Source organism: Campylobacter concisus (assembly GCF_003048905.1).
GTDB classification, from domain to species: Bacteria; Campylobacterota; Campylobacteria; order Campylobacterales; family Campylobacteraceae; genus Campylobacter_A; species Campylobacter_A concisus_V.
Window position 1 is genome coordinate 809,189 of record NZ_PIRO01000001.1, and the last position, 26,865, is coordinate 836,053.

A 26,865-nucleotide genomic window follows, 5' to 3' on the forward strand; every position below is an offset into this window, starting at 1 on the left:
CCAAAACTCCTACTTATTCACCCAAAAATATAGGCTGCTCATCATCTTGTGTTAGTATTAGTTGATCTAACGAGTAAGAGATTAGTTCTTCAGCGCTTCTTGTTTTTGTTATCATACTTGAAACTACTTGAATGTCTAGCTTACACTCTTCACCATCTATCTTCCAAGGTATAGATGAAAGCATATTTAAAATTCTGCTACCAGCTTGTTTTGTGCCATTTTCATCAGTATATTTCATAACCATAGCAAAACAGCCATCGCCGTAATGAGCTACTATATCGCTCCTTCTAGAAGTTCTTAAAAGAAGCTGCGATATAGCTTTATACATATTGTTTCGCTCTTTTAAATTTTTAACACGATTTGTAAATCTGTCTTTTGCTCTTACTAGTAAAAACGATGCGTTATAGCCATATCTTTTAACAGCTTCTACTTCACTTTGTACTGTGGCTACTAGAAATTTTTTATTATAGACGTCATATGTCGTATCATAAATCGACTGCTCTTCAATAGATTTAAGCATTTTAGCTACTTCGTCATAGCTTACTTTAATGACATCAAGATGCTTATCCATAAGGCTGTTTAATTTTATTAAGTCATGGTTAAATGCGCTTAAAACATTTTGAAGAGCTAGGATATTTGTATTGTTTTTGAGTGCATCCATGCGCTTTTGCACTAGGCCTCTCATGATGCCTAAATTTTTATAGATTAGCACCACGGCTTGAAGCATGCTTTTTATTTGGATAAATCCTTGCTTTATCTCTTTTTCAATAGAGATATTACTGCCTGATGGTACTGAGATCTCGGAATTTATGACTATCATATCACCGATCTCTTTTCTAAATTCATCAGGCTGTCCATCAAGCATTTTCTCAAAATAAATAGAGTAATTATTTGGCGTAGATGGAACATTATCGTCACTTAATTCATGCAAAACATTTTCTGAAAATTTGTAGATATCTACCTTTTCTTTTTCTAGAATATGTTTTACCTCAACCGCTTTTTTCTTAGGGTCTGGTGCATTATCTATCTTTATCACTTTGGGCCTTATTTAAAACTTTTCTCCAAAATTTTATCAACAAGTCCGTACTCTTTGGCTTCGGCCGAACTCATAAAAAAGTCACGTTCAGTATCTTTTACGATCTTACTTAGCTTTTGACCTGTATTTTTAGCCAAAATTCCGTTTAAAATCTCTTTCATACGCAAAATTTCACGAGCTTGTATCTCGATATCAGTCGCTTGTCCTCTAGCACCGCCAAGTGGTTGGTGTATCATGATGCGAGAATTTGGCAATGCATATCTTTTACCTGGCGCACCACAGCTTAATAAAAATGCACCCATGCTAGCGGCTTGTCCGATGCAGATCGTGCAAACATCTGGCTTTATGTAGTTCATCGTGTCATAGATACTAAAGCCACTTGTTATCACGCCACCTGGTGAGTTTATATAAAGGTAGATATCTTTGTCCGGATCTTCAGCCTCTAAAAATAGAAGCTGAGCAACTATAGAAGCGGCCATGCCATCTTCTATCTCGCCACTTAGCATAACGATCCTGTCTTTTAAAAGACGGGAATATATATCATAGCTTCGCTCACCTCTGCTAGTTCTTTCAACTACGACAGGAACGTAATAGCTCATTACTCAGCCTTCTCTTTTTTGCTTGCTTTTTTCTCGTCTTTTTCTTTGTTGAAAAGATCGCTAAATAGCTTCTCTTCGATCATTGACATCTTTATAGCTGGAAGCATGCCTTGGTTGCGGTACATCTCAAGGTGCGCTTTTGGATCTTGACCGCTTCTATACGCCTCAAAATAGATCGCTTGAACGACCTCTTGATCGCTTACTTTTACGCCTCTTACACGAGCTAGTTCATCGATGATGAAAGTTAAACGAACGCTATTTTCAGCGTCTTTTCTAAACTCGTCACGTTTTTTAGAAAGAGCATCTTTATCCTCTCTAAATTTCTTCATATCGTCTGGGGTAAATGAGCTCCATGCGTTTCTAAACTGCATATCGATCTCTTGCTCAACAATATTTTTTGGCACATCAAATTTAAATTTCTCGACCGCAGCTTCAGCAAATTTTGGCTTAAGCTCATCATTTATAAGTTTATAAATTTTCTCTTGGCGGATTTGCTCTTTTATACGCTCATCAAGTAATTCTTCAGTTGGCTTTTCTTCATTTGGAAGTAAAGTTTTTAGCATCTCTTCATCTAGTTTTTCAGGAATTTTTCTCTCTTGAATTTCATGAAGTTTTATTTTAAAGATAGCGTCTTTGCCAGCTAAATGTGCAGCTCCGTAGTTTTCTGGGAATTTAACCTCGATATCTTTTTCGCCACCAGCTTTTATACCTACCATGCCATCTTCAAAGCCTGGAATGAATTGATTTGAGCCGATCTCAAGCACATAGTTTTCAGCCTTGCCACCATCAAATGCAACGCCGTCAACAAAGCCTTCAAAGTCAAATTTAGCAAAGTCACCAACCTTTAGACCTCTTTTGCCATCAATTTTTTCAAGTGGAGCTATCATTTTTAGAAGTTCAGTTTTTTTCTCATCGATATCTTTTTTCAAAACACGCGGGTTTGAAAACTCAGGTATTAAACTCTCATAGCCACTCACATCGACACTTGGCTTAAATGAAACTGTTAGCTCAACATCGATCTTGCCATCTTTTCTGTCAAATTTTGAAACGATAGGCTCGCCGATAAGATCGTCATTTTTCTTGCCTGCTTGTTTTATAGCCTCATCAACAACATCTCTTAAGACATCTTGCTCAGCATCATTTATTAGCTCTTTCTCGTAGCGTTTTAGCACAATAGCAACTGGCACATGGCCTTGTCTAAAGCCATCTACTTTCATAGTTTTTGCTGCTTTTTTTGCTAGTTTTTCTACGCTAGATTTTATAGCATCTGCACTTATAGTCGTGCTTGCTAAGGTATTTACGCTATCTAGAGCTTTGATTTTGATTTCCATCGAATTCCTTTATGAATACAAATTTTTAGCCCAAAATATAGCAGAATTTTCCTTATTTCATTGTAAATTTGTAAATTTTTATAGATATAAAAGGCGTTTTAACGTAGAATCTAGCAATAAAATTATGGAGAAAATTTATGCAAGAGAGTTTTGAAAATTCGGTTAAAAATATGCTAACGATTATAGGTGAGGATCCAAACAGAGAGGGGCTTTTAAAAACTCCTGAGCGTGTCTTTAAAGCGTTTAAATTTCTAACTAGCGGATATGATGAAGATCCAAAAGAGGTTCTTGGTGACGCACTTTTTACTAGCTCAAATAACGAAATGGTTCTGATGCGAAACATCGAATTTTACAGTCTTTGCGAGCACCATTTATTGCCTATTATCGGCCGTGTGCATGTGGCGTATATCCCAAATGGCAAGGTCGTTGGGCTTAGTAAAATTCCACGCATGGTAAATATCTACGCCAGACGCTTGCAAATTCAAGAGCAGATGACTGAGCAGATCGCAAAAGCACTTGAGGACGTGATCGCTCCAAAAGGCGTTGGAGTCGTTGTCGAGGCTAGACATATGTGCGTTGAGATGAGGGGTGTGCAAAAGATAAACTCAACTACGACAACCTCAGCGCTTAGAGGCTGCTTTATCAAAAATGCAGACACAAGACGAGAATTTTTCTCGCTTATAAACTCTCCTAGGGAAACGCATTTTTGAGCTTAGAGCATATAAATTTAAAGCTTAAAGAGGGTGTGAAACTCTCAAACACCTTTGGCATCATAACTAAAATCACAGCTACGACTATCGAGATCACTGGACTTCGTCCAAGCATCGGCGACATCGTGCGAATAGTCGCAAAAGATAAGAGTAAAAACGGCCTTGGCATGGTTACGCAAATAAAGACAGATGGAGCTTATATCAGCCCATTTGGCTTTGTTGAGGGATTTAGGATAGGCGACTTCGTCTATGAGAGCGATCAGGGCATGAGCATACCTGTGGGGCCAAATTTACTAGGTCGAGTGGTCGATCCATTTATGAAGCCCATTGATGGCAAAGGAGCGATTGAGACGACCGAGTACATGCCGATCATGAGAGCACCGATAGATGCGATGAAGAGAGGGCTTATAAATGAGCCATTTAGCGTTGGTATAAAGACGATAGATGGGCTGCTTACTTGCGGCAAGGGGCAAAAGCTGGGAATTTTTGCAGGCTCAGGTGTTGGCAAATCAACCCTCATGGGTATGATCGTAAAAAACACACTAGCTCCCATAAAAGTAGTCGCGCTAATAGGCGAGCGTGGCCGTGAGGTACCTGAATTTATCGAAAAAAACCTGGGCGGCGACCTGGAGGGTACAGTCATCATTGTAGCGACTAGCGATGATAGCTCGCTCATGCGAAAATATGGTGCCTTTTGTGCGATGAGCGTGGCTGAGTACTTCAAACAACAAGGAAATGACGTGCTTTTTATCATGGATAGCGTAACACGTTTTGCGATGGCACAGCGTGAGATCGGCCTTGCGCTTGGCGAGCCACCTACATCAAAAGGCTATCCACCAAGCTCACTCACGCTCTTACCACAGCTAATGGAGCGCGCCGGCAAAGAGGAGGGCAAGGGCAGTATCACGGCATTTTTCACCGTGCTAGTCGAGGGTGATGATATGAGCGACCCGATAGCTGACCAAAGCCGCTCTATCCTAGACGGACACATCGTGCTAAGCCGCGAGCTAACGGACTTTGGCATCTACCCACCTATCAATATCCAAAACTCGGCCTCGCGTGTCATGGGCGACGTGATCGGCAAAGAGCACAAGCTAAATGCGATGAAATTTAAGCGCCTCTACTCGCTTTTAAAAGAAAATGAGGTCCTGCTTCGCATCGGCGCATATCAAAAGGGCAGCGACAAGGAGCTTGACCTTGCGATCTCGAAGAAAGAATTTATGGAGAGCTTTTTAAAACAAAGCTCAGAAGAGGCCTTTGCGCTTGAAGAGGTCGAAGAGCTGCTTGATAAGATCAATCAGTAAATTTCTAAAATTTATAAGCCTTTTTACAAAATTTGGCTACTAAAAATATAATCAATTTTTTATACTAATTGTTAAAGTGATCACGCATTACTTCTTTACTTCGGATGTAAAAATCGCACTCAAAGACCTATAAATTTCTATTTTCTCATCTCTTTTTTGATTTCAAAAAGCGCTGCTACAAATATCATGAAAGAGAATTTGAAATTTATGAGGCTTTTTATTTTAGACTTCGTGAGACGGCTATTTTTGTATTACACAAAATGACAAGATTTTAATAAAACTTTTTTAAAGCACCAAACGTGCAAATATACATTCCAAGCAGCGGTCATGGAGTGGATAAACTCCAAAAATTTAGGATTTTTTAACAAAAACTACTTGTTTAGCAAAGACCATGTTACAATTTTAAGGCAAGTAAGCGGGCCAAATTTATACTAAGTAATTATGTGCTGATGTCTGTCTTGCTATAAATTTTGGTGGCAGTCATAGCGCAAATTTAATTATAAAATCAAAATTTTACGTTTAGTCCAGTAATCCCTAGCACTTTAGACTTTACCTCTTGGCAAAAGCGTATAGCCACACGAGATAGTAAAATTTGGAAGGGCTTAAGAGCCAAATCCCATCTTCTTATCTTCGCCAAAACTTGAGTTTAGCTCGCGCTCTATCGTGGTTTTGAAGTCCTCAAAGGTAAAAATCCCATCATCTTTTATCGCCACTTTCAAAGCAGTATTTTTTAGTGCAAGGACGATCTGTGCGCCACTTAGGTTAAACTCAGCCAGCCTTTCAACACTAAAGCCATCTTCAAAGCTCGCGTTCTCAGGCAAAATTTTACGCCAAATAGCAAGTCTGCCGTTAAAATCAGGCTTTTTAAACTCGATCTTATAGTCAAATCTTCTAGAAAACGCCACGTCAAGGCTTTGCAAGAAATTTGTCGTAGCGATTAGCACGCCTTCAAAGCGCTCGATCTGCTCTAAGAAGATATTTTGCATTTGATTATGCATCTTTTCAGCTCCGCTTGAGCTCTCCACTCTCGTGCTTAAAAACTGATCGGCCTCGTTTAGCAAGAGCACCGGCTCGCTACCACTTTTTTTGCAAATTTCTTTGTAAGTGTCAAAAATTTTCCTTACATTTTGCTCGCTTTCGCCGACATATTTGCTTAAAATTTTTGAGCAGTCAAAGCTTAGAATTTGCTTCTTTAGGCTCTTTGCAAGCCCAACTGCACTCATAGTCTTACCAGTGCCAGGCTCGCCGTAAAAGATGATCTTGGCGTCTATATTTTTTCTAGTTTTTATGCCCCAGCTACTAAGTCTAGCAAGCACTTTTTTATCGACTTGTTTTAGTATCGTGCTTAAAAGCTGCTTTGTCTTTTCGTTTAGCACGACGTCTTCTAGGCTCGTTACAGGCTCTATTAGCTCAAAAATTTCTTGCTCTTTTACTAGGCTTTCGATCTTGATTTTTTTACTATTTTTGTCATTTTTTGGATGCATTATGCTTTGCAAAATTTCTTCATTTATAAAAAAGCTCTTGCTAACGTTGCCATAAGCGTTTAAGACCTCGTCGTAGTCAATGAGAGCGCCTTCTATGAGCTTTGAGCCATCCTCTAAAAGCGTGCGATTTTTGATGCGTTCAAGCTCGTCTTTGCTTATTAGCCCAACTAGTGTGTTTAGGTCGCGACCATTTTCAAAGTCGCCCGCGTACTCCTCTTTTAAAAGGGCTAAAAATATGATCTGCTCTTTTTCATCCAGCGAGTTTTCTTTAAAAATTTGCTCTATCTTTAGGCTGATCTTGCTTAGTTTTACACGCTCGTTTATGCGCTTTGTTAGCTCAGAAATTTGTTCATTTATGCGCTTTTTAGCGTCATTTGAGCCACCTTCAAATATCGCAGCCTTTGAGTAAAGCTCCACCTTTAAAAACTGATCTTTTAAATACTCCAAATGATCCTCATATGGCGTAAGCTCTGGTAAATTTATATCAGCGTTGCCATCTTCAAGAATTTTTAAAAATGTGGCTGATAGAGAAATTTCAGAATGAAGCAACGAAAGTAGCCCTTGAGCTGAAGCTCTTTGCGTGCTCTCAGGTATTTTAAAAAGACTATAATTTTGTACAATCCAACCGCTATCAAGCAAATTTTTTATAAATTTTAGATACAAAAGCTGCTTATCATTTTGTGTGCCAAAGACTGCTCCAAGTAGCTCAAAAACACTCATATTAGCTGTTCCTTGCACATAAGCTTTACTTAGATATTTTAAAATTTCTCCCTCTTCGTCGCCGCACTTTATCAGCTCGTAAATTTTGCTTTTTTTGAGGTCCTGGTTTAAAAAATCAAGCAAGTATTTCACTAAAACTTATCCTTCATCTGCTCTATTTGCTCTTTTAATACACGTTTTAATACCTTGCCAGTAGCATTTCTAGGCAACTCTTCGGCGAAATAGATACTCTTTGGTATCTTGAAATTTGCTAAATTTTTCTTCAAATGCTCCCTTACCGTCTTTTCATCAAGATCCATGCCCTCTTTTACCTGAATAAAGGCCACAACCTCTTCATCGGCATGTACGTCTTTTACGCCAATTACCGCTGTTGCTTCAACTGCTTCAAGTTTGTAAATGACTTCTTCGATCTCACGCGGATAGATGTTAATGCCCTTTGATATAATGAGGTCTTTTTTACGATCAACGATATAGATAAAGCCCTCTTCATCAACTTTTCCAAGATCTCCGGTCTTTAACCAGCCGTTTATTATGGTCTCATCAGTGATGCTTGGCATACCATAGTAGCCTTGCATGACGCAGTCGCCCTTTACAATGATCTCGCCGATCTGACCAACTGGAAGCTCCATCATCTCATCATTTACGATCTTTACCTCATAGCCATCAAGTACAGGCCCTATACTTAAAAGCTTTTGTTTATCATATAAATTTGCAGCTACGACTGGCGAGCATTCGCTAAGGCCATATCCCTCGACAAGTGTTGCGCGTGGAAATTTAACTCTAAAGTCATCTATAGTCTGCTTTGCAAGCGGAGCTGCACCACTTACAAATAATCTAATGCGGTTAAACCATCTAAAATACCAAGGAATTTTTGCCTTACCGATAGCTGTATAGATGGCTGGAATTCCTAAAAATACAGTTACACGCTTTAGCAAGGTTTGCTTTAATACATTTGAAAATGGAAATACTGATTTTACAAGTACCATAGAGGCACTCGCAAATATCGGAAGCAACACCATTGCAGTTAGCGTAAAACTATGAAACATCGGTAAAAAGACTATGAAACGATCGCTTTTTTTCACTATAAAACGATCATGAGCTCCAATTAAATTTGAAAAGATATTTTTATAGCTTATCATCGCACCTTTTGGCTTGCCAGTAGTACCTGAAGTGTAAATTATATGCATTAAATCATCTATTGCCGGATACTTTGTGATACTAAGAGCGTATTTATGATTTAGAGTTTCTGTAAAATTTATGTTTTTAACGAGCCCATTATTTTCATAGCCCTTGCTCATATCCTCTTTTGAAATTTGAGGTGTTGAAGTAAGATACGCGCTCTCGCCATACTCTTCATCAGTGTCTATATATTCATCTTTTGAGGCACTTTGAAGTTTCTTTGGTATTGCTCCGATCCAGATTATCTTTCTTAAAATTTCAAGCTCATTTAATGCGATTAACTCTTTTGCAAGCGAGCTAGACGCAAAAAGCACCTTTGCGCCGCAATCATTTATGATATATTCAAACTCGTTTGCTTTTAAAAAAGTATTCATAGGCACTGCGATACCGCCTATTGCAGTTATCGCAAGGTATGAGATGATAAATTCTTTCGAGTTTGTAACCGCCATAGCTACTTTATCGCCAAATTTTACTCCAGCAAGTTGCAAATAAGCTGCCACTTTATCGACATTTTGCTTTAATTCGCGATATTTTAGCTTCTCTTTTTCTTCAAAAAGAACTACTTGATTTGGATTTTCCTTTGCTACTTTGGTTAAAATTTCATAAAAATTATTATAAGAGTATCGCATTATTGACCCTAACTAAAATGTATATTTAAAAGTCGTACCAAGGATTTGGATCGTACCAGTATCAAATTCCCCTGACATTTTTGTAGCAATACTGTTGGTAATACCTGTCGCACGCTTCTTATCACGGTGTTGATAAACATATCCAAGTGCCATTTCAAGATTTGGTGTAAATTTATAATTTACTCCAAAAGAATATACCTTAGACGTAGTATTTGGAAGCTCTAAGCCAGTATGCTTACTACTTGTAATGTCTTCATCATAAGCAAAGCCAGCCATTAGTCTAAATTTTTCATTTACGTCGTAGGCAAGACCTAGTCTATATGTATTAGTATCTTTTGCATTTTTTATGACTGGATCGTCCATGAATCTTGCAAAAGCTGGATGCGAGTGAGCTGGACCTTTATCCATGTATTCAAAGTCATAGCCTTTAAATTTAGACCAATACGTCCTCTCAAAAGCTAGTAAAAGAGTAAAGTCGCTAAATTTATATCCAGTTGCAAGTACAAGCTGTGCAGGAAGTGGGATCTCAACTTTTGTTTTGCCATGATAGCTTATAGGAGATAGCGCTCCGTTAAAATCAGCATCTGTATGGCCTTTGATATCTAAATTTACATTTGAGCGGTAAGTAACAGCAAAGCTCAAATCCTCAATAGGTCTATAAGTAAGCGCAACATTGTAGCCATAGCCCATACCATCGCCTTTTATCTCTCTGTAGCCTATTCGTCCGAAGTCACTTGCTATCTTACCTTTGGTGTAAACACCTCTAGCACCAAGAGCAACGGCAAGTTTATCATTTATGCGGTAAGCCACAGTTGGATTTAACTCAACAACTTGCAGCTTAAACCTTTTAGCGGTAAATGCGGTAGCTGGATCCTCCCACGATACACCAACAGCAGCAGGAACGGCAAGAGCTAAACCGAATTTCCAGTTTTCATAAATTTCTGGCGTTACAAAACTAAATGTACCAGCTAGTGAGTCAAATTTTTCTGACTTGTAGCTTTTGCCACTATCACTTTTAAACTCGAGCTTATTTATATGAAACCAGCCAAGGGTACTTTCTATGTGATGGCGTCCATCTAAAAACATCATATTTGCAGGGTTAAAATATGCCGCATCAGCCCCAAAACTAAAGGCTACGTTACTAGCAGCAAGACCTAAAGAATCAGCACTTTGCTCAGGAACTTTATAACCTCCAGCATTTAGCAAAGTAGATGTTGCAATAATGCTTAATAGCACTTTTTTCATAGTTTTTCCTTTTCGAAATTTCTTAAAATTTTTATCTCGTCTTCCCAAATACTCTCGTCAATCGTCTCTAATATTAAAGGAATTTCGCCTATTTTATCATCATTTATTATATTTTTAAAAGCACTAAATCCAAGCTCACCCTTGCCAAGGCTCTCGTGCCTATCTTTTTTCGAGCCAAGTCCAAATTTTGCATCATTTAAATGCATGCCAGATAAAAATTTATAGCCAATGATCGCATCAAATTCCCCCATAGTTTTGGCGTAGGCCTCTTTACTTCTTAGATCATATCCAGCAGCAAATGCGTGACAGGTATCAAAGCAAACACCAACCCTACTCTCATCGTCTACTCGCTCTATCAAATAAGCAATCTGCTTAAAACTAAAGCCTAAATTTGAGCCTTGTGCAGCTGTATTTTCGATGACTAGCTTTACACCGCTTGTGCGTTTAAGTGCCACATTCATGCAGTTTGCGATATTATCTAAGCACTCTTTTTCACTTATTTGTTTTAGATGTGAGCCTGGATGAAAATTTAAAAGCTCTAGCCCAAGCTTACTGGCGCGATCTATCTCATCCACAAAGACTTCAAGCGACTTTGCTCTTGCCTCCTCATCTGGATGGCCTAAATTTATCAAGTAACTACTGTGTGGCAAAACATGCTTTGTGCTTATGCCAGAAATTTTTAGATTTTCTTTAAACTGCTCTATTTCACTAGCACTTAGCTCTTTTGCATTCCACTGGCGTTGATTTTTTGTAAAAAGAGCAAAGGCATTTGCTCCTATTTTTGCAGCATTTAACGGAGCGTTAAACACGCCTCCAGCCGCACTTACGTGAGCTCCGATGTATCTCATTTTAACTCTTTTATTATCACTCTTATTTTATTTTTGCTATCTATAAATTTGACGTAGTTGTCGCAAACCTCGTATTTTATAAAATATGAACTTAGATCTTGGCTAAAACCACACTCCGTATTTATCAAGCCTTTGCCATCATAAATCTTTTCTCTTTGCAAAATTTCTTCAAAAAGGCTCTCATAGTGCGAAGCTAGAAAAAATTTCTCATTAAACTCAGTCTTGTTAAAACAAGCATTATTTATGCAAATTTTATCTCTTATGCTTATGTTTGCGGTGTTTACGCCAGAACTATAAATTTGCAAATTTAGCTCATTTTTATATTTGTGGAAAAATCCAACGTCATTTATCTTTATCATTGGTGAAAATAAAGTAACTTGAAAAGCTTGTGAATTTTGCGGCGTTTTGGTAGCCACGCAGCCTGTAAAAATAAAAACAGACAACAAAGTAAATAAAAAATTTTTCAAAAATTTTTCCTTATTAATCTAAAATTAAGTATAAAAGAAATATAATCCCAATTTCATAACCGACATGTGGCCCATTCGTCTAGCGGTTAGGACATCGCCCTTTCACGGCGGTAACACGAGTTCGAGTCTCGTATGGGTCACCACTTCTAAAAATCAAAATCTTATCCATATAAGCTTTAAAATATAGTTAATCTTAAATATTATTTTTAATTATTATTTTAAATTTTTATTGAACTGTGCCGCTTTCAATTAAATGCGTTATTAAAATTTTAAAACCTAGAAAAATTAATATCGCTCCTCCCAAAAAGAGCGCCTTTTTCTTTAAAATTTCACCCATAAATTTACCTATATAAAAAGCAATCAAACTTAATGCAAAGCAGACTACACCGATGATGAGCGCACTCTCAAATACATTAACCGCTTCAAAACTAAGCGTGACACCAATGGCAAGTGCGTCTATGCTCGTGGCAAATGCGCCTATAAAAATGGTCTTAAGATCCATGCCCAATGACTCGCCCGCTTCGCTACTACAGGCCTCTTTTAGCATTTTAAAGCCAAGAAAACAGAGTATAAAAAATGCGATGAAGTGATCGATAGAGCTTATAAATTTAGCAAAGCTAATACCCAGGAAATAGCCAAGAAGCGGCATGAGAAACTGAAAAAAGCCAAGCATAAAAGCTATAAATAAAATTTTGCTAAGAACCAAATTTTTATACCTTGCACCATTTGCCATATTTAGTGCCGCACTATCCATGCTAAGAGCAAAGCTAAGAAGTAAAAGTTCCATAAATCCCCTTTAAAAAGGCACGAATTGTAATCTAAAAAGATTAAATTTATTTTAAGTGTTTAGATATTTTTTGTATGATTTTGCTTTAAATTTAAAAAAGGAAAGAAAATGAAAAGATCTCTTGTTATTCTTTTTGGTGCGCTTGCTTTAAATTTACAAGCTGCAAGCATGGACGATATGATAAATAAAGGTGTCAAAATCGCCACTCACGCATCAAGCGGCGATTATAAAAGCTTAGTTAGCGAGGCACTAAATGCAGCCGTTAGTGAGCTTTCGAAAGAGGGCTTTACAAACAATGCCACAGCTAAAATCCCACTCCCAAAAAGCCTTGAGATGGCGTCAAATTTAGCCAAAAAAGTAGGTGGCGAAAAGTGGGCGCAGGACCTTAGTAAGTCGATAAACAACGCTGCAACCACGGCCGTGCCGAAGGCTGCTGAAATTTTTAGTGAGAGCATAAAAAATATGAGCGAGGCCGATATCAAAAAGCTCTTTAACGGCGGCAGTGACAGCGTTACGAAGTATTTGCAACAAAGCTCCAGTCAAAAGCTAAAGGCCGCTTTTACGCCGATAATTGAAAAAATGATGAGCGATAATAGCTTTGCGACCGCGTATAATGGTCTAAATTCTTTCATCGGCGGCTCAGCAAAAAACAACGAAACGATAAAATCAGTAAAGAGCCTAGCTAAAAATTTAGGCGCAAGCGAGTATGTGCCATATGACGGTGAGGATCTAAACGCCTACATCACGAGAAAGACGCTAGATGGGCTATTTAACGTCATGAGCGAGAAGGAAAAGGGGCTAAGAAGTGGCTTTAGCCTAGATAGCGGTAAAAAGGTGCTAGACTCGATCTTTAAATGAGAAATTTGACCGCTCAAAACAAAGCTGACATCGCTCTTATCGTAATTGCCGTCGTTTGGGGCGCTACGTTTTTACCCATGGCAAACGCGCTAAAGACAAATGGCGTCTTTGTCATGCTTTTTTGTAGATTTTTTATTTCCGCTATCTTTATGGGACTTATAGCATTTAAATTTTCTAAAATTTTTGATAAAAAAAGTGTAGTTTACGGCACCATTCTTGGCGTAGTTCTCTTTGGCTCATTTGTTGCTCAAACTTACGCTCTAAAGCTTACTTTTAGCTCAAGTGTTGCCTTTATTACAGGGCTTGAGTGTGTGATCGTGCCTTTTATGACAGCACTCATTTTTAAAAATAAAATAACCATTTTTGCTATTTTTGGTGCGCTTATTGCTATTTTTGGGCTTTGGCTCTTAAGTGGCGCTACGCTAGCACTTGGGAGCGGCGAGGCACTTGCCCTACTTTGTGCCATATTTTACGCACTGTACACGAGCTTAAATGGCCACTTTGTAAGAAAATGTGAGCTTTATCTACTCGTATTTGTAGTATTTCTCACCGTCTCTTTACTCTCATTTGTCTTTGCATTTATTGAAGGTAGTGTGGCGCCAAATTACGATAGGGAATTTTTTATAGCAATTTTTATCACTGCATTTATTGGCACCATTTTTTGCTACTTTGTACAAACCATCGCTCAAAGATATACAACAGCCAGCAAAGCAGCTTTATTTTTCTGTCTTGAGCCAGTTTCTGCTGGCTTTATCGGCTATTTTTTCGCTGGTGAAAAGCTCACACTCATACAAATTTTTGGCGCGATCTTAATAATCTTTGGAGTTATTTTTAGCGAATTTGGTAAAAAATTTTTCTCCAGATCAAAACTAGCTTAAAAGACAAAAAGCTTCATCTGCGACTCTATCTTTTCATCTATAAACTCGCCGTCAAATCTCTCTTTTAACATCGCTAAAACCACCTTTTCATCGTAGTTTTTGGCCCCGTTTATCTCAAGGTGCCAGCAGATGTTCTCAGCAGCTTCTTGCACACTTCGTCTAGCGATCCTTGTCTCATTTAAAATTTCACTCTTATAAGCAATACTCTGCTCATTTAGCCATGCTTCAAGTCTATTTACAATATTTTTTTGAGAGAGAGTGCGTCCAAATTTTTCAAAAAATGGCTCAAGCAGATCAGAGCTTCTAGGCTTATCCCAGCCAAGATAGAGCTTTTGCTTGGCACAGTTTTGAAATTTCAAAAAATCCTCGTCGCTCGCAATGGCTGGGCTCATCGTACAAATAGCGATATCAAAGCGCTTTGTGGGCTTAAATTCTCTCCACGAACAAACCTCGCTGGTTAAATTTGTCACGCCAAATCTTTTTGCGTCCTCATTTAAAATTTCTATCATCTTCTCCGAGCTATCAATGCCAGTTATATTTTTTGCAGTTTTTGACAAAAATATCGTCCAAACACCGGTACCACAGCCTATATCAAGAATTTCTTTGCCGCTAAAATCAACTCCCCAAGCTAAGGCTTTAGCAAAAATTTGTTGCTGAATAGCACTTACTTTGCCATCAAACCTTTGGTAGTTTGACGCCTTTTTATCCCATAAATTTTGCATTTTAGCTCCTTATTTTTTGGTTATAATTCTAGCAAAAAAGGCTAGAAATGAAAGATTTTATCTACAAAGTAATAATCCCACCACAAGCCATTGATATGCACGGACACATGAATAATGTCTATTATTTCACTCTTATGCAAGAGGCTGCATTTGCACATTCTGCCGCAGTTGGAGACACGGTCGAGGCGCAGTATAAAAGAGGCGAGATCTGGCTCATTAGAAAAAATGAAGCCAAATATATAAAAAGCGTAAAATTAATGGATGAGATAGAGATTCATACTTACACACAAGCTGAAGGCAAGGCGACTTCGTGTAGATATTTTGAGTTTAAAAAAGATGACGAGCTAATAGCAACTGGCAAGACCGAGTTTGTTTACGTTGATCTAAAAACAAATCGCCCAAAAGCCATTCCAGCTGAGATCATCGCACTTTACTCGTGATCACACTCGTCGCAAACGCCTTTTATCACGGCGCTTTTTATATTTTTAGCGACGTTTAGATGGGGCATATCGATGTTTGTGACTTTATGACAGACATCGCAGATAAAGTACGCTTTTGCCTCATTTGCTAGTTCGTAGTAGCTTTTATGATTATTTTCGGTTTTTATGACAAGGCCCTTTTTTTCAAAAATTTCTATACTTCTATAAAAAGTAGTTTTATTTGCATTAAGGCTTTCTAAAATTTCATCATAGCTTAATGGAGTTTTGGCATTTTGCAAAATTTCAACGAGCTTTATGCGAAAAGTAGTTGCCTTGATACTATGCTCTTCTAAGAAATTTCTTGCATTCATCCTTGCCCTTTTTATTTTTTGTATATTAACGCTAAAAGTTTTAAATTTCATTTAAAAAGCACTATATTTAGGCTTTCGTTCTTTAAGTTGCAACCAAGTTGCAATCTGCTAAACTTCCGCAATATTTTTTCAAACAAAGGAGAGATGGTGAGAAAGATTTTTGTTTTTTTAGCAGTTTGCGCTTTGTCACTTTTTGCAAAGCCAGTTGTTACGACTAGCATATTGCCTACAAAATTTTTTGTTGAGCAGATCGCTGGTGATACACTAAGCGTAAATACAATGGTTGGCAAAGGTGCTGATCCGCACACTTATGAGCCAAAGCCAAAACAGATGAAGGAGCTTGAAAAGAGCGAGCTTTACTTTGCTATTGGTATTGAGTTTGAAGATACTTGGCTAGAGCGTTTTTCAAAATCTTTTAAAAACTTACACATTGTAAAAACACAAGAAGGTATCGAAAAGATAGCTATGAGTGATGAACACGAACATCATGAACACCATGAACATCACGAGCACAAGCACGAGGGCGAGCATAAACATGAACATCACGAGCATCATGACCATGACCACGAAGCTGACGAACATCATCACCATCATCATGATGGCCTTGATCCACACATTTGGCTTGATCCGGTTTTAGTAAAAACTCAAGCTGATAATATAGCTAAGGCGCTAATAGAGAAATTCCCGCAAAATGCAAAGCTTTATGAGGAGAATTTGGCTAAATTTAAAGCTAGCCTTGACGAGCTTGATGGCTTTATCAAAAATACTCTAAAAGATGTTAAAACTCGCGAATTTATCGTATATCACCCATCTTGGGGATATTTTGCAAAACGCTATAACTTAGAGCAAATCGCTATCGAGATAGAGGGCAAAGAGCCAAAGCCAGCTGAGCTAAAAGAGCTCATCGAAGAGGCTAAAGAGCACGGTGTAAAGGTTATTTTCGTGGCTCCGCAGTTTCCAACAAAGGCTGCAAATTTAGTAGCAAAAGAGACTGGCTCAAAGGTCATAAGCATTGATCAGCTCCCAGAAAATTGGCTAGATGAGATGAAAAAAACAGCAGAAATTTTTGCTAAGAGTCTATAAAAAATGTTAGCACGCCTGATTGTTATTTACTTCTTTGCTATAAATGCCTTCGGGTGTGCCCTTTGCTCGCTTTATAGCCCGACCGCTCACGTGAGCGTAAAATTTGACTCAAACGAAAACAATATCACTACAATTGCTTTTTCATGGACATTTTCACAAAATTTCTCAGAGCTTATGAGGCAAAATTTTGACCTAAATCAGGATGAAAAGATAGATGAAAGCGAGATCAAAAAGATCCGCTTAAATTTACTTGATTATCTTGTACCAAGGCACTATTTAACGAATATCGAGTACTTTTACAAAGATGAAAATGCTACAAAGCTTGAGCTAAATTTAAAAAAGTATAAACTCTATTTTGATGAGGGCAGATTAAAATTTGACGTTAGTTTTAAGACAAATTTGCTTATCAAAGATGGCTTTGTGGTGTCTGTCGAAATGGACGATAAAGAGGGATATTTTAATTTTAAATTTACACAAAACAACGCATTTTTGGTATCAGATCAGTTTTGGACGATACCAAATCCAAATGCAAATTTAATATTTTTTACATTTTCAAGTAAGGCTGCAGCCAAAGCTCATAACGAAAAGCCTGCATTAAAAGAGCTTCTAAAAGAGCCAAACTCAGTAAATTTTGAAGATGAAAATTTAAGCCAGATCGATAAGATCGATGAAGCTAAGTTTGATCTTGTTTCAAAAACAAGTCTAAATATGCTTGATAGATTAAAGCAAATTCTAAGAAATTTTGATCAAAAAAGTCCGCTGACTCTGCTATTTTTAGCGCTCATATCATTTGGTTATGGCTTTTTACACGCTGCATCTGCGGGACATGGCAAGGTGCTTACAAGCTCTTATTTTGCCGCGACTGGCGGAAGCTACGCCAAAGCCTTTTTCTTCTCTTTAAAGATCGGATTTTTACATGTTGTGGGTGCGTTTATTTTTGTGCTTGCTAGTTTTATGATGTTGCGTGAGATCAGTAGCGATCTGACAAAAGATACAGCAAGCGTTACGACAGCATTTTCTGGCGTTATTATCTTTTTTGTAGCGATTTTTATGCTTTATAAAAAGGTCAAAATTTATCTTTCAGGCAAAAAAGAGTTAAATAAATTTTATATTTTTAGCTCAAGTTTAAGCCAAAATTTGAGTAAAAATACAAAATTTACTAGCGACTGTGGCTGTAATATCTGTACTACAAAAAAACCAAAAAGCAAAGAAGAATGGCTGGTTGCAGCTGCTGCGGCACTTATTCCTTGTCCTGGTACGATACTTGTCTTTGTGCTAGCAAATGAGCTAGGCAGCTACTTTGCAGGCGTTATAAGTGGCGTATTTATGGCACTTGGCATGAGCGCAGTGATATTTTTAGCGGCTGTTTTTGGAGCCAAGATAAATGAGAGCACAAACATTAAGCTAAAAAAGTTTAAAATCTATGCCGAATTTATGGCTCTTAGCGTTATGCTTTGGCTTGGACTTTTTATTTTTACTACGACATTTACGCAAAAGAGTCTGTTTTGAAAGAAATTATAAAAATTAGAAATTTAAACTTTAGCTACGATAAGCAAGTGGTTTTAGAAGGTATCAATTTAGATTATAGTAGCGATGAGTTTTTAGCTATTATCGGTCCAAATGGTGGTGGCAAAAGTACACTTTTAAAGCTTATCTTAGGGCTGCTTAAGCCTCAAAGTGGCGAGATAAAGCTCTTTGGAAAAGAGCCAAGCGAAGTCAGTAAATTTATAGGCTATGTGCCTCAAAATTTTCTCTCAAATCAAAGCTTTCCGATGATGGTTTTAGAAGTAGTTTTAATGGGGCTAATTGATAAAAAAATTTTTGGTTTTTACTCGCAAGCTGAGAAACAAATGGCTCTTGCAGCCCTTGAGAAAGTTGGCATGAAAGAATTTGCAAGCGCTAGAATTGGTGAGCTAAGCGGTGGTCAAAGACAGCGTGTATATATCGCAAGAGCGCTTTGTGCAAATGCAAAGGTCCTCGTTTTAGACGAGCCGACAGCTAGTATCGATACAAAGGGTCAGGCTGAAATTTATGAAATTTTAAAAAATATAAATGCAAGTGGTGTTGGTGTAGTTTTGGTAAGTCACGATCTAAATATCGTGCTAAATTATGCTACAAAAATCGCCTATGTGAGTAAAAATTTACATATTCATAAAACTCATGAAGATACTGCAAAAAGAGAATTTATAGAGCATTTAGCAAAATCTCATAGCCATTTTTGCGATGTCGAGATCGCACTTGGCGAATGTGAGTGCAAAATCAAAAGTAATGTTTTTAAGCTAAAGAGATAAAATGAGTGAAATTTTAGAGTTAAATTTTATGCAAAATGCCTTTATTGCTGGCATTTTAGTTAGTATCATTTGTGGGCTCATAGGCTCGCTCGTTGTTATAAATAAAATGACTTTTATCGCTGGTGGTATCGCGCACGGAGCATATGGCGGCATAGGACTTGCCTTTTTCTTCTCGCTCGAACCACTTCTTGGAGCTAGTATATTCTCACTCTTTTTAGCCCTTATAATCGCCACTATCACATTAAAAGATAAAACCAACATCGACTCAGTTATTGGTGCTATTTGGGCATTTGGTATGGCTATTGGTATCATTTTTATCGATTTAACTCCGGGATACAATGCCGATCTCATGAGCTATCTTTTTGGCTCTATTTTAGCAGTGAGTGGGCAAGATATAACATTTATGAGTATCTTAGATATCTTATTTTTAGCGCTCATTGCCCTTTTTTATCGTCAATTTGTAGCTATTAGCTTTGACGCAGAGTTTGCAAAGTTGCGCGGCGTAAATACAACATTTTTTCACTATTTATTAGTATGTATGATGGCACTTTGTGTGGTGGCTACGATTCGTGTTGTTGGGCTGATTCTAGTCATCGCTCTTCTTACTATACCGCCATATTTAGCACAAATTTTTGCCAAAAGACTTGGACTGATGATGTTAATCTCTACTATCTTTTCAGTCGTTTTTTGCTTTAGCGGTCTATTTATTAGCTTTTATTTTAACCTAACAGGCGGAGCTAGCATAATCTTAGTTGCTTCACTTTGCTTTTTTGCATTTTGTTTTAAATTTAAAAGCTTACGTCAGTAGCCATTCTTAACTGATAAAGCGTCCAAAAGACGAAGCAAATGGCTGTGAGATAGACACTAAAAAATAGAGCCAGCCATATAAATTTTATCTCAAGATCAAAATAGAAGACTACCGCGTAAAAAAGTGATCCTTGAAGTACGAATTGCCTAAATCCATTTAGCAAAAAGATGGCCACTGGGCGTTTTATGGCCTGAAGAGTGCTGCCTGAGACATTTATCGTGCCATAAGCTACGTAAGCAAGAGAATTTATACCAAGATAAAGCCCTGCTATCTCCAAAACTGCCGGCGTATCATCAAAAATTCTTATCATATCTTCACCAAAAAATCTAATAAAAACACAAGCAAATGTACAATAAATAAGTAAAAAAAGAAGCGAAATTTTATAGCATTGTTTAGCTCTTTTAAAATTTTTAGCGCCATAGTTTCTTGAAACGATACTTAAAACTGCTGCGGCCATACCAATGGTCGGCAATACCAAAATTTGCTCTATCCTTAAAGCTATACCGTACCCCGCTACGGCATTTACGCCATAGTAGCTTATAAATTTTAAAAGCACAAGTGAGCCAAGCGACATTGATAGATAGTTCAAACAAGCCGGTAAAGCTTGCTTTGTAATCTTTGCCCAAATACTAAAATTTGGCACAAAATAGCTTAAATTTCTTGGCTCGATCATCTTAGCTTTTTTAACTTTTACAAAAAGGTAGATCATGCCCAAAAGCTGAACACAAGCCGTTGCTAGAGCAAGTCCTTTTACGCCAAGATCCAAAATGAATGCAAAAAAGTAGCAAAAAAATGCATTGATAAAAAGGCCATAAAATAGCCAATTGCGGTAACTTTTTGTATCTCCAAGCGCTACAAGCACTCCGTTTAGAGATTTGATAATCAAGAAAAATGGTGCAGCAAGAAAGATAACACCCGCGTAATCAAGCGCCTCTTTTAAATAGTGATGATCGGCTCCTAAAAAAGTGAGTAAATTTGGTGCTAAAAAATAGCCACAAAATCCTATAAAAATAGCAAATACTAACACAAAGATAATTCCATTTGCTGCATAAAATTTAGCCATTTTTACCTTTCCTGCTCCAAGACTATTGCCTATTAGCGCAGTTAGTGCTGAGCCAAAACCAAGCCCAATGCCTACAATACTTAGATAAAGCAAAAAGCTCATAGCCATACCAGCTACGGCAAGGGTAGAAATTTTTGCTGCAAAAAATGTACCAGTAACGTTATAAAGAGTATTAAACATCATTGCGGTGCCAGCTGGGAGTGATAGTGAGATGATAAGCTTATTTAGTGGGTCTTTTAGTAAATCCATGCTCAGATTTTACGTTTTTATCTTTAAAATTTGTGAAAGAGATTTGGCTAAATTTTTGAAAATTAATGCTTCTGACCGTTTGTGTTGTATCAAAGTCTTTTAATAGTTTAAATAATAAAAAGCAAGGAAAATACCTTGCTAAATTTTATTTATATTTTATGCCCATGCCGCCGAATTTAAGTGTATTAGCTGTCTTGTTGTCGCTACTTTCGATTAGAGCTTTAACGTCTGCTAAGCCTGGTAATTCCCAAACTTGTTTGCAAAGACCATCTGTTTTTATAGTTATTCCTATCTCACCATTAGTATTGTTTCCTGTACCCACTTCTAGACATTTATCATTTTTTGCATTTACTGGGGTCTTAACATTTGACATCTTTTTAGGATCACTAGCAAATTCGCCTTGCGAAGTATAGTAAGAACCCAAGTCCGAAATAAGTGTTTGTATATTTGAAGCAGTTTTTGATATCTCTGCATCATCCCTTGTTGCAGCTAGTTTTGGTATAGCAACCGCAGCTAATATACCCAATATAACGATCACGAAGATCAACTCAATCATCGTAAAGCCTTTTTTCATGACTTCTCCTCCCTGAAATATAAATATTTTCTAAATCGAGCGAATTGTATCATAAATTTCAAAAAAACAATAAAATAATGTACTATATAAAAAATCAAAAATTTGCCGATATAAAAAAGAAAATTAAAAATTAGGGGCGTTATGAAGGGCTTTATACTTTGTCTATTTATCATCACGATTTCATTTTGTAAATATGAATCCTACAAACCTCTCACGGTAGTAAAATATAATGAAGAAAAGGCTCTGCTTGGTAAAAAACTCTTTTTTGACAAAAGACTAAGCCCAAATGAAAACTACTCTTGCCAAACTTGTCACAACTTGTATTGGAATTTAAGCGGAAGCAACCAAGATAGCATGGAAAAAGGCACTTTAAATCCTCCAACCATATTAAATGCTGCAGCAAACTATCTATTTTATAGCGATGCAAAGATTAGCAATTTAAAAGATCAAGTAAAAGAGTCCATAACTTCTAGAATAGAACTAAACTCGGATAACGACAAGATAGTGGAATCTGTAAATAATATCTCTGAGTACAAAATTTTATTTAAAAAAATTTATAATGACGGCATTAATTTTGATAATATTGCAGATGCAATAGCTGAGTTTGAAAAGGCTGTCTTGAGTGTTGATTCGCCATTTGATCGTTTTATATCAGGTGATAACAATGCCATAGATGATAGTGCAAAGAAAGGATTTGAGATATTTAATAATATAGGCTGTGCTGCTTGTCATAATGGTAGAAATTTAGGAGGAAATTTGACACAAGATATTGGTCGAGAAAGAATTTCTGCCTTAGATGCAAACAAAAGATTAAGAAGAGTGCCATCACTAAGAAATATTACAAAGACTGCTCCATATTTATCTCATGGAGAGATAAATGATCTAAAAGAGGCTATAAGCTTTATTAGTAATTATCAGCTAGGATATGAGCTTAGCAAAGATGAAATTGATGCTTTATACTCATTTTTTCTGACATTAAATGGTAAAAAGCCTAGGATACTAAATGAGTACTAAACGAACAAGAACCGTACTTAGCGTCTTAACAGCTATATTTTTCATTAGTGCATTTTTTATATATAAAGCAAATATAGCCATTGATACGGCTCATAAATTTGATGATGGAATTTTAAATCTAAAATTTATAGACAATGAGATAACTTTTTCTTTGAATAATATTTATGATGTCTCGAACTACGACAAACTCAACGCTGACATAAATTCTTTTGATACAAATTTGAGCAACCTTTCAATGCTTAGCGATGAGATGATGTTGTTTCATCAAAATGAAATAACAAAAGATCTACAAAACATAAAAGATACATTTAGCAAGAAAGTATTTTTTGCGCAAAGATCAGCTTATGTAAACTCATCTATAGATTCTTATATCCAAATAAGTCAATATGAGATACAAAATCTCGCACTTCCAAACAAGCTTGAGCCTATATTTTATGCAATAAAAGGTGCTTTGATGCTTAGTCCTAAAGTAATAGATGAAATTTCAAAGCAAATAAAAATGTATAAAAACGAGTATAAAGATAACCAAAAAGCTCAAAATGTATTAGACAAGATACTTTATGCAGCTCAAGCTACAAAAACTTTACATACAATCTCAAATAGCGTAAAAGAGCTACACCTTGATAATCTGATAGAAAATTTTAGAAACAAAATCCTAGAATTTCACTCTGATGAGGTGAATAACGCAAAAATAGCTCAAACAATCTGCTTACTTACATTTATAATATTTTGTTCATTTGGTCTCTATCAAATTAAAATAGCCTCAGAGCGTTTAAGACAGATAAAACTCTTAAGATCTACGGTTGAAAACGATCATAGCTCTGTTGTCTATTGCGATAAATACAATAGAATTTCATATGTAAATAAAACCTTTGAAGAAAAAACTGGCTACAAGCTAAAAGAATTAATTGGCAAAAATCCTAGAATACTAAAATCATATATGCACCCACAAAGCTTTTATGAATCCATAAAAGAGGCTCTGCAAAAATCTCTACCTTGGGAGAGCGATGAGCTTATAAGCAGAACAAAAAGTGGTGATTTTTTATATGAAAAGGTAAAATTTTCGCCATTTTTCTTTAAAAATAAATTTGAGGGCTATATAGCCATAAAGCTTGATAGGACTAAAGAGACGCTGATACTAAACGAGCTGACTCAAAAAAATGAACAAATAAAAATACAATCTTCAATCGATAAGCTAACAGGCTTTGGCAACTACTTTGCTTTAACTGAAATTTTAGACGCGCAAAAAGATGGAGTGCTCATTTGCTTAAGCATTAAAAATTTTAAAATTTTAAGATTCTTTTATCAAACTAAGATTATCGATGCAATGCTAAAAGCAGTAGCTGATACACTAAAGCTTTGCATAGATACTTCTGAGATAAAAGCAAAGCTATTTAGATTTCAAGATGACGCATTTTATATATGGTATGAAGGCGACAATATCGTAAGAGATATTGAATATATTAGAGAATATTTTGGTTCAAATAGAATAAATGTTGCTATTGATGAAAAATTTGAAAACTTACCAGGCATAAAGATGGTGTTTGGTGTTTCATTGCCAAACGATACCCCACAAACTAACCGCCTAATGCAATCAGTCCTTGCAAATCAGCTCGCAATAGAAAATGGTAGCAATATTTACTACTATCTAGAAAATGACGCCATTGAGATGAAATATCACAAAAACCAGCTGGCAGTTCAGCTAATCGAAGATGCGTTAGAAAACGATAGAGTTATCGTAGAAGCACAAGGTATCTTTAACTTAGAAGAAAATGAGACCGAAGCAAAGTATTATGAAGTCTTGGTTCGTATAATCGATCAAAATGGTAAGATACACTATCCGGGCGAATTTTTAGATATTGCCATGAAAACGCAACTATATCCGCAAATAACCAAAAAGGTGATAAGTCTTGCGTTTGATCTAGCCAAAAGATATCCAGATTATATGTTCTCAATAAATTTATCAATTACCGATATTGCTGATGCTAGCATGAGGGAGCTTATAGAGAGCAAGCTAAACGAGTGCAAAGATCCTAATAAAATTTGCTTTGAAATGCTAGAGAGTGAAGAGCTTAGCGACTATGTTGCGGTAAATTCTTTTATAAAACGCGTCAAGGGCTATGGATGTAAAATTTCGATTGATGACTTTGGCTCAGGATACTCAAACTATTACCGAATTTTGGAGCTTGATATAGACACCATAAAGATAGATGGCTCGATAATCAAAAAGCTTCCATTTGATGAAAATGCTAGAGTTCTAGTAGAAACCATCGTAAGCTTTGCGAAAAAACAAGGCTACAAAATAGTAGCCGAGTTTGCAAGTTCGGAAGAAATTTTAAACCAAATCAAAAATTTTGGAATACCTTACGCACAAGGCTTCTTACTAGGCAAGCCTCGCAGAATGGAATAGTGGCTAAATTTCTATATCTATCCCAACTGGGCAGTGGTCGCTGCCTGTGATCTCTGGCAAGATAAATGCGTCTTTTAACCTATCTTTTAATCCTTGCGAGATAAAGAAATAATCAATCCTCCAACCGACGTTTTTAGCCCTTGCATTAAAACGGTAGCTCCACCACGAGTAAGCGTCCGCTACGTCGCCATTTACGGCTCTAAAGGTATCGATAAAGCCACTTTTTAGCACCTCGTCGATCCACGCTCGCTCGATAGGTAAAAAGCCTGAAGTTTTGGCATTTGCCTTTGGATTTTTAAGGTCGATCTCACGGTGAGCAGTATTTACATCGCCACAAAATATCACCTCTTTACCGCTTTTTACAAGTTCTTTGCAGTAAGCTAGAAATTTCTCGTAAAAGTCCATTTTATAGGCTAGGCGCTCGTCATCCTTTTGTCCGTTTGGAAAATAGATATTAAAAAGCACGATATCATTAAATCTATGTTCCAAAACACGCCCCTCCGTATCGTCGAAAAAAACTGCCTTTTGTGTCGAAATATCAAAATTTGCTAGGCTCATCACGCCAGAGTATCCGGCCCTCTCACCTGAGTTTACACTTATATCTTTAAAGCCAAGGTTGTAAATTTCCTTTGGCACGTCACTTTCTTTAACTTTAATCTCTTGAAGCGCCAAAAAATCAGGCTTTTGCTCAGTAAGCCATGCAAAACCATCTTTTGTTACAAGTGCTCTAAGGCCATTTACATTCCAGCTAATAAGTTTCAAATTTCATCCTTTTTTTAATTATAATTATGCCAAAAATCACAAAAAGGAAAATTATGAGAAACCAGCCAGAGTATAAATTTTTAAAAAATTTTGGCTACGCAAGAGAGGGTTTGGCTGAAATTTTTAAAAATGAAAAGAGCTTTCGCATAGAAATTTGCATATTTTTATTAGCAGCACTATCGCTATTTTTTTGGAATTTTGGCCTTGTTTTTAATCTATTTTTGATATTTAGCATGGCATTTGTGCTAGTTTGCGAGTGCCTAAACTCAGGCTTAGAGCGAGTAACTGATCTTGCAAGCCCAGACTATCACACCCTAGCAAAGGCGGCAAAAGATGCAGGAAGTGCAGCTGTAATGATCGCAAATTTCTTATGTGGCGCGCTTTGGTGCGTAGCGATAGGATATAAAATTTGGAGCTAGCATGAATGAAGAAATTTACAAGGCAATCATTGGCGAGAAAAAGGTAGAAATTATAAATTTGCTAGTTAAAAGCTGTGATGAAAATGGCTTTATTGTAGTAAAAATTTCAGAAATTTGTGAAAAGCTAGACGTGAGCAAACCAACCGTAATAAATACCTTTAAGCTGCTTGAAGAGAAGAAAATTTTCGAGCGAGTGAAAAATGGAGTTTATAGATTTAAAAATTTATAGTGGCAAGCAAACGCTTACTACCTCTTTTTAGCCGATAGTCTCAGCATTGATCATTCCAAATGTTAAGTAGTTAGTTATCACGACGACCCTAGACGGCTAGCGTCATGAACGCCACCTGTGATCTCACCAGCTACAAGTTTAAGAGCTTATAACTTGGGCTTTTGTGTTGATATTTAGCCCACTTGTGTGGTGAACTTTTGGTGTGCCATGCTCTGCTTAAAATGGCGGATAGGCTATAAAAGTAAAAAATAATATAAATTTTAGCTATAAATTTTCTAAAAAATATTCACTACGACTTATTTAAATTTATAATTTTGTTGATAAATTTTAGAGTATTTTAGATTTTAGCTTAAAAATAGAATTTAGCTTAGAAGAA

At 36.8% G+C, this 26,865-nt stretch carries 27 protein-coding genes, 1 tRNA gene and 1 pseudogene; 14 read left to right on the forward strand and 15 right to left on the reverse strand.

All coding sequences use genetic code 11. From position 1 onward, the window contains the following. Positions 1-13: 13 nt before the first annotated feature. The 3 genes from CVS95_RS04120 to tig are packed head-to-tail and all read right to left on the reverse strand — an operon-like array spanning position 14 to position 2,966. Entirely contained in the window at positions 14-1,036 is a 1,023-nt protein-coding gene (locus CVS95_RS04120; protein WP_085657935.1) for a GGDEF domain-containing protein, read from the reverse strand. A gap of 8 nt (positions 1,037-1,044) precedes the next feature. Continuing rightward, positions 1,045-1,635 carry an ATP-dependent Clp endopeptidase proteolytic subunit ClpP gene (gene clpP, locus CVS95_RS04125; protein WP_054196008.1) on the reverse strand — a complete coding sequence of 197 codons (591 nt, stop codon included), beginning with the start codon at positions 1,633-1,635 and terminating at the stop codon, positions 1,045-1,047. Next, on the reverse strand, positions 1,635-2,966 hold the full coding sequence (gene tig / locus CVS95_RS04130) for a trigger factor (protein ID WP_107695665.1): 1,332 nt from the start codon (positions 2,964-2,966) through the stop codon (positions 1,635-1,637). The genes clpP and tig overlap by 1 nt, the downstream gene beginning before the upstream one ends. 137 nt (positions 2,967-3,103) lie before the next feature. On the opposite strand from tig, the gene folE reads away from it, so the two are divergent. Together folE and fliI are read left to right on the forward strand one after the other, a co-directional pair. Beyond that, positions 3,104-3,676, forward strand: coding sequence for a GTP cyclohydrolase I FolE (folE, locus tag CVS95_RS04135; protein WP_054196006.1), 573 nt, complete (start codon positions 3,104-3,106; stop codon positions 3,674-3,676). After that, positions 3,673-4,980, forward strand: a complete 1,308-nt coding sequence (gene fliI, locus CVS95_RS04140) for a flagellar protein export ATPase FliI (protein ID WP_107695666.1) — start codon at positions 3,673-3,675, stop codon at positions 4,978-4,980. Before folE ends, fliI begins: the two co-directional genes overlap by 4 nt. A 602-nt stretch (positions 4,981-5,582) precedes the next feature. Here the strand turns inward: fliI and CVS95_RS04145 are convergent. The 5 genes from CVS95_RS04145 to CVS95_RS04165 are packed head-to-tail and all read right to left on the reverse strand — an operon-like array spanning position 5,583 to position 11,552. Then, complete coding sequence (locus CVS95_RS04145) at positions 5,583-7,316, reverse strand: AAA family ATPase (RefSeq protein WP_107695667.1); 1,734 nt, start codon at positions 7,314-7,316, stop codon at positions 5,583-5,585. Further along, complete coding sequence (locus CVS95_RS04150) at positions 7,316-8,992, reverse strand: fatty acid--CoA ligase (RefSeq protein ID WP_107695668.1); 1,677 nt, start codon at positions 8,990-8,992, stop codon at positions 7,316-7,318. Before CVS95_RS04150 ends, CVS95_RS04145 begins: the two co-directional genes overlap by 1 nt. Before the next feature lie 12 nt (positions 8,993-9,004). Next, on the reverse strand, positions 9,005-10,237 hold the full coding sequence (locus CVS95_RS04155) for an OmpP1/FadL family transporter (RefSeq protein ID WP_107695669.1): 1,233 nt from the start codon (positions 10,235-10,237) through the stop codon (positions 9,005-9,007). After that, on the reverse strand, positions 10,234-11,085 hold the full coding sequence (gene nfo / locus CVS95_RS04160; protein ID WP_107695670.1) for a deoxyribonuclease IV: 852 nt from the start codon (positions 11,083-11,085) through the stop codon (positions 10,234-10,236). Before nfo ends, CVS95_RS04155 begins: the two co-directional genes overlap by 4 nt. Beyond that, on the reverse strand, positions 11,082-11,552 hold the full coding sequence (locus tag CVS95_RS04165; RefSeq protein ID WP_107695671.1) for a hypothetical protein: 471 nt from the start codon (positions 11,550-11,552) through the stop codon (positions 11,082-11,084). Before CVS95_RS04165 ends, nfo begins: the two co-directional genes overlap by 4 nt. Positions 11,553-11,620: 68 nt before the next feature. On the opposite strand from CVS95_RS04165, the gene CVS95_RS04170 reads away from it, so the two are divergent. Next, a tRNA-Glu gene (locus CVS95_RS04170) sits at positions 11,621-11,695 on the forward strand. A gap of 83 nt (positions 11,696-11,778) precedes the next feature. On the opposite strand, the gene CVS95_RS04175 is transcribed toward CVS95_RS04170, so the two are convergent. Next, complete coding sequence (locus CVS95_RS04175; protein ID WP_107695672.1) at positions 11,779-12,339, reverse strand: manganese efflux pump MntP family protein; 561 nt, start codon at positions 12,337-12,339, stop codon at positions 11,779-11,781. A 108-nt stretch (positions 12,340-12,447) separates the two neighbouring features. Here CVS95_RS04175 and CVS95_RS04180 point away from each other — a divergent pair, with 108 nt between their 5' ends. Together CVS95_RS04180 and CVS95_RS04185 are read left to right on the forward strand one after the other, a co-directional pair. Beyond that, on the forward strand, positions 12,448-13,197 hold the full coding sequence (locus CVS95_RS04180) for a DUF4197 domain-containing protein (RefSeq protein WP_107695673.1): 750 nt from the start codon (positions 12,448-12,450) through the stop codon (positions 13,195-13,197). Continuing rightward, on the forward strand, positions 13,194-14,075 hold the full coding sequence (locus tag CVS95_RS04185) for a DMT family transporter (protein WP_107695674.1): 882 nt from the start codon (positions 13,194-13,196) through the stop codon (positions 14,073-14,075). Before CVS95_RS04180 ends, CVS95_RS04185 begins: the two co-directional genes overlap by 4 nt. Here the strand turns inward: CVS95_RS04185 and CVS95_RS04190 are convergent. Continuing rightward, complete coding sequence (locus tag CVS95_RS04190; RefSeq protein ID WP_107695675.1) at positions 14,072-14,797, reverse strand: class I SAM-dependent methyltransferase; 726 nt, start codon at positions 14,795-14,797, stop codon at positions 14,072-14,074. The two genes, CVS95_RS04185 and CVS95_RS04190, sit on opposite strands and share 4 nt — an antisense overlap. Positions 14,798-14,844: 47 nt before the next feature. Between CVS95_RS04190 and CVS95_RS04195 the strand changes: the two genes are divergently transcribed. After that, positions 14,845-15,237 (forward strand): acyl-CoA thioesterase, encoded by a 393-nt coding sequence (locus CVS95_RS04195; RefSeq protein ID WP_021090236.1) that lies wholly within the window; start codon positions 14,845-14,847, stop codon positions 15,235-15,237. Here CVS95_RS04195 and CVS95_RS04200 read toward each other — a convergent pair. Then, positions 15,228-15,587, reverse strand: a complete 360-nt coding sequence (locus tag CVS95_RS04200) for a Fur family transcriptional regulator (RefSeq protein WP_084109795.1) — start codon at positions 15,585-15,587, stop codon at positions 15,228-15,230. The genes CVS95_RS04195 and CVS95_RS04200 overlap by 10 nt on opposite strands. A 147-nt stretch (positions 15,588-15,734) precedes the next feature. Between CVS95_RS04200 and CVS95_RS04205 the strand changes: the two genes are divergently transcribed. Genes CVS95_RS04205 through CVS95_RS04220 form a run of 4 tightly spaced genes read left to right on the forward strand, consistent with a single transcriptional unit; the run spans position 15,735 to position 19,769 of the window. Next, positions 15,735-16,670, forward strand: coding sequence for a metal ABC transporter solute-binding protein, Zn/Mn family (locus CVS95_RS04205; protein ID WP_107695676.1), 936 nt, complete (start codon positions 15,735-15,737; stop codon positions 16,668-16,670). 3 nt (positions 16,671-16,673) lie between these two features. Beyond that, positions 16,674-18,179, forward strand: a complete 1,506-nt coding sequence (locus tag CVS95_RS04210; RefSeq protein ID WP_107695677.1) for a nickel/cobalt transporter — start codon at positions 16,674-16,676, stop codon at positions 18,177-18,179. Further along, positions 18,176-18,961 (forward strand): metal ABC transporter ATP-binding protein, encoded by a 786-nt coding sequence (locus CVS95_RS04215; protein WP_103641368.1) that lies wholly within the window; start codon positions 18,176-18,178, stop codon positions 18,959-18,961. Before CVS95_RS04210 ends, CVS95_RS04215 begins: the two co-directional genes overlap by 4 nt. A 1-nt stretch (position 18,962) precedes the next feature. Then, the gene (locus tag CVS95_RS04220; RefSeq protein ID WP_054195991.1) at positions 18,963-19,769 is read left to right on the forward strand and encodes a metal ABC transporter permease; all 807 of its coding nucleotides are present in this window, start codon (positions 18,963-18,965) and stop codon (positions 19,767-19,769) included. On the opposite strand, the gene CVS95_RS04225 is transcribed toward CVS95_RS04220, so the two are convergent. Beyond that, complete coding sequence (locus CVS95_RS04225) at positions 19,750-21,081, reverse strand: MATE family efflux transporter (RefSeq protein ID WP_107695678.1); 1,332 nt, start codon at positions 21,079-21,081, stop codon at positions 19,750-19,752. The two genes, CVS95_RS04220 and CVS95_RS04225, sit on opposite strands and share 20 nt — an antisense overlap. Before the next feature lie 145 nt (positions 21,082-21,226). Next, positions 21,227-21,655, reverse strand: coding sequence for a type II secretion system protein (locus CVS95_RS04230; RefSeq protein ID WP_107695679.1), 429 nt, complete (start codon positions 21,653-21,655; stop codon positions 21,227-21,229). Positions 21,656-21,796: 141 nt separating this feature from the next. Between CVS95_RS04230 and CVS95_RS04235 the strand changes: the two genes are divergently transcribed. Together CVS95_RS04235 and CVS95_RS04240 are read left to right on the forward strand one after the other, a co-directional pair. Next, positions 21,797-22,669 (forward strand): cytochrome-c peroxidase, encoded by an 873-nt coding sequence (locus CVS95_RS04235; protein WP_107695680.1) that lies wholly within the window; start codon positions 21,797-21,799, stop codon positions 22,667-22,669. Beyond that, positions 22,659-25,079 (forward strand): GGDEF domain-containing phosphodiesterase, encoded by a 2,421-nt coding sequence (locus tag CVS95_RS04240; protein ID WP_107695681.1) that lies wholly within the window; start codon positions 22,659-22,661, stop codon positions 25,077-25,079. Before CVS95_RS04235 ends, CVS95_RS04240 begins: the two co-directional genes overlap by 11 nt. A 3-nt stretch (positions 25,080-25,082) precedes the next feature. Here the strand turns inward: CVS95_RS04240 and CVS95_RS04245 are convergent, their stop codons facing one another. Then, positions 25,083-25,841: an exodeoxyribonuclease III gene (locus CVS95_RS04245; protein ID WP_107695682.1), complete on the reverse strand. Its 759-nt coding sequence runs from the start codon at positions 25,839-25,841 to the stop codon at positions 25,083-25,085. 53 nt (positions 25,842-25,894) lie between these two features. On the opposite strand from CVS95_RS04245, the gene CVS95_RS04250 reads away from it, so the two are divergent. Then, entirely contained in the window at positions 25,895-26,260 is a 366-nt protein-coding gene (locus tag CVS95_RS04250) for a diacylglycerol kinase (protein ID WP_107695683.1), read from the forward strand. A 1-nt stretch (position 26,261) separates the two neighbouring features. Further along, positions 26,262-26,489, forward strand: coding sequence for a replication/maintenance protein RepL (locus CVS95_RS04255; RefSeq protein WP_072594035.1), 228 nt, complete (start codon positions 26,262-26,264; stop codon positions 26,487-26,489). A gap of 27 nt (positions 26,490-26,516) precedes the next feature. On the opposite strand, the pseudogene CVS95_RS09755 reads toward CVS95_RS04255, so the two are convergent. Next, positions 26,517-26,726, reverse strand: a pseudogene (locus CVS95_RS09755) (flavocytochrome c); the annotation flags it as partial. Between the last annotated feature and the right edge of the window lie 139 nt (positions 26,727-26,865).

Bases quoted from the DNA above. Each gene is read 5' to 3' on its own strand.
- clpP (WP_054196008.1), bottom strand. From the start codon at position 1,635: ATGAGCTATTACGTTCCTGTCGTAGTTGAAAGAACTAGCAGAGGTGAG.
- tig (WP_107695665.1), bottom strand. From the start codon at position 2,966: ATGGAAATCAAAATCAAAGCTCTAGATAGCGTAAATACCTTAGCAAGC.
- folE (WP_054196006.1), top strand. From the start codon at position 3,104: ATGCAAGAGAGTTTTGAAAATTCGGTTAAAAATATGCTAACGATTATA.
- CVS95_RS04150 (WP_107695668.1), bottom strand. From the start codon at position 8,992: ATGCGATACTCTTATAATAATTTTTATGAAATTTTAACCAAAGTAGCA.
- CVS95_RS04155 (WP_107695669.1), bottom strand. From the start codon at position 10,237: ATGAAAAAAGTGCTATTAAGCATTATTGCAACATCTACTTTGCTAAAT.
- nfo (WP_107695670.1), bottom strand. From the start codon at position 11,085: ATGAGATACATCGGAGCTCACGTAAGTGCGGCTGGAGGCGTGTTTAAC.
- CVS95_RS04175 (WP_107695672.1), bottom strand. From the start codon at position 12,339: ATGGAACTTTTACTTCTTAGCTTTGCTCTTAGCATGGATAGTGCGGCA.
- CVS95_RS04180 (WP_107695673.1), top strand. From the start codon at position 12,448: ATGAAAAGATCTCTTGTTATTCTTTTTGGTGCGCTTGCTTTAAATTTA.
- CVS95_RS04185 (WP_107695674.1), top strand. From the start codon at position 13,194: ATGAGAAATTTGACCGCTCAAAACAAAGCTGACATCGCTCTTATCGTA.
- CVS95_RS04190 (WP_107695675.1), bottom strand. From the start codon at position 14,797: ATGCAAAATTTATGGGATAAAAAGGCGTCAAACTACCAAAGGTTTGAT.
- CVS95_RS04195 (WP_021090236.1), top strand. From the start codon at position 14,845: ATGAAAGATTTTATCTACAAAGTAATAATCCCACCACAAGCCATTGAT.
- CVS95_RS04200 (WP_084109795.1), bottom strand. From the start codon at position 15,587: ATGAATGCAAGAAATTTCTTAGAAGAGCATAGTATCAAGGCAACTACT.
- CVS95_RS04210 (WP_107695677.1), top strand. From the start codon at position 16,674: ATGTTAGCACGCCTGATTGTTATTTACTTCTTTGCTATAAATGCCTTC.
- CVS95_RS04220 (WP_054195991.1), top strand. From the start codon at position 18,963: ATGAGTGAAATTTTAGAGTTAAATTTTATGCAAAATGCCTTTATTGCT.
- CVS95_RS04225 (WP_107695678.1), bottom strand. From the start codon at position 21,081: ATGGATTTACTAAAAGACCCACTAAATAAGCTTATCATCTCACTATCA.
- CVS95_RS04230 (WP_107695679.1), bottom strand. From the start codon at position 21,655: ATGAAAAAAGGCTTTACGATGATTGAGTTGATCTTCGTGATCGTTATA.
- CVS95_RS04235 (WP_107695680.1), top strand. From the start codon at position 21,797: ATGAAGGGCTTTATACTTTGTCTATTTATCATCACGATTTCATTTTGT.
- CVS95_RS04240 (WP_107695681.1), top strand. From the start codon at position 22,659: ATGAGTACTAAACGAACAAGAACCGTACTTAGCGTCTTAACAGCTATA.
- CVS95_RS04250 (WP_107695683.1), top strand. From the start codon at position 25,895: ATGAGAAACCAGCCAGAGTATAAATTTTTAAAAAATTTTGGCTACGCA.
- CVS95_RS04255 (WP_072594035.1), top strand. From the start codon at position 26,262: ATGAATGAAGAAATTTACAAGGCAATCATTGGCGAGAAAAAGGTAGAA.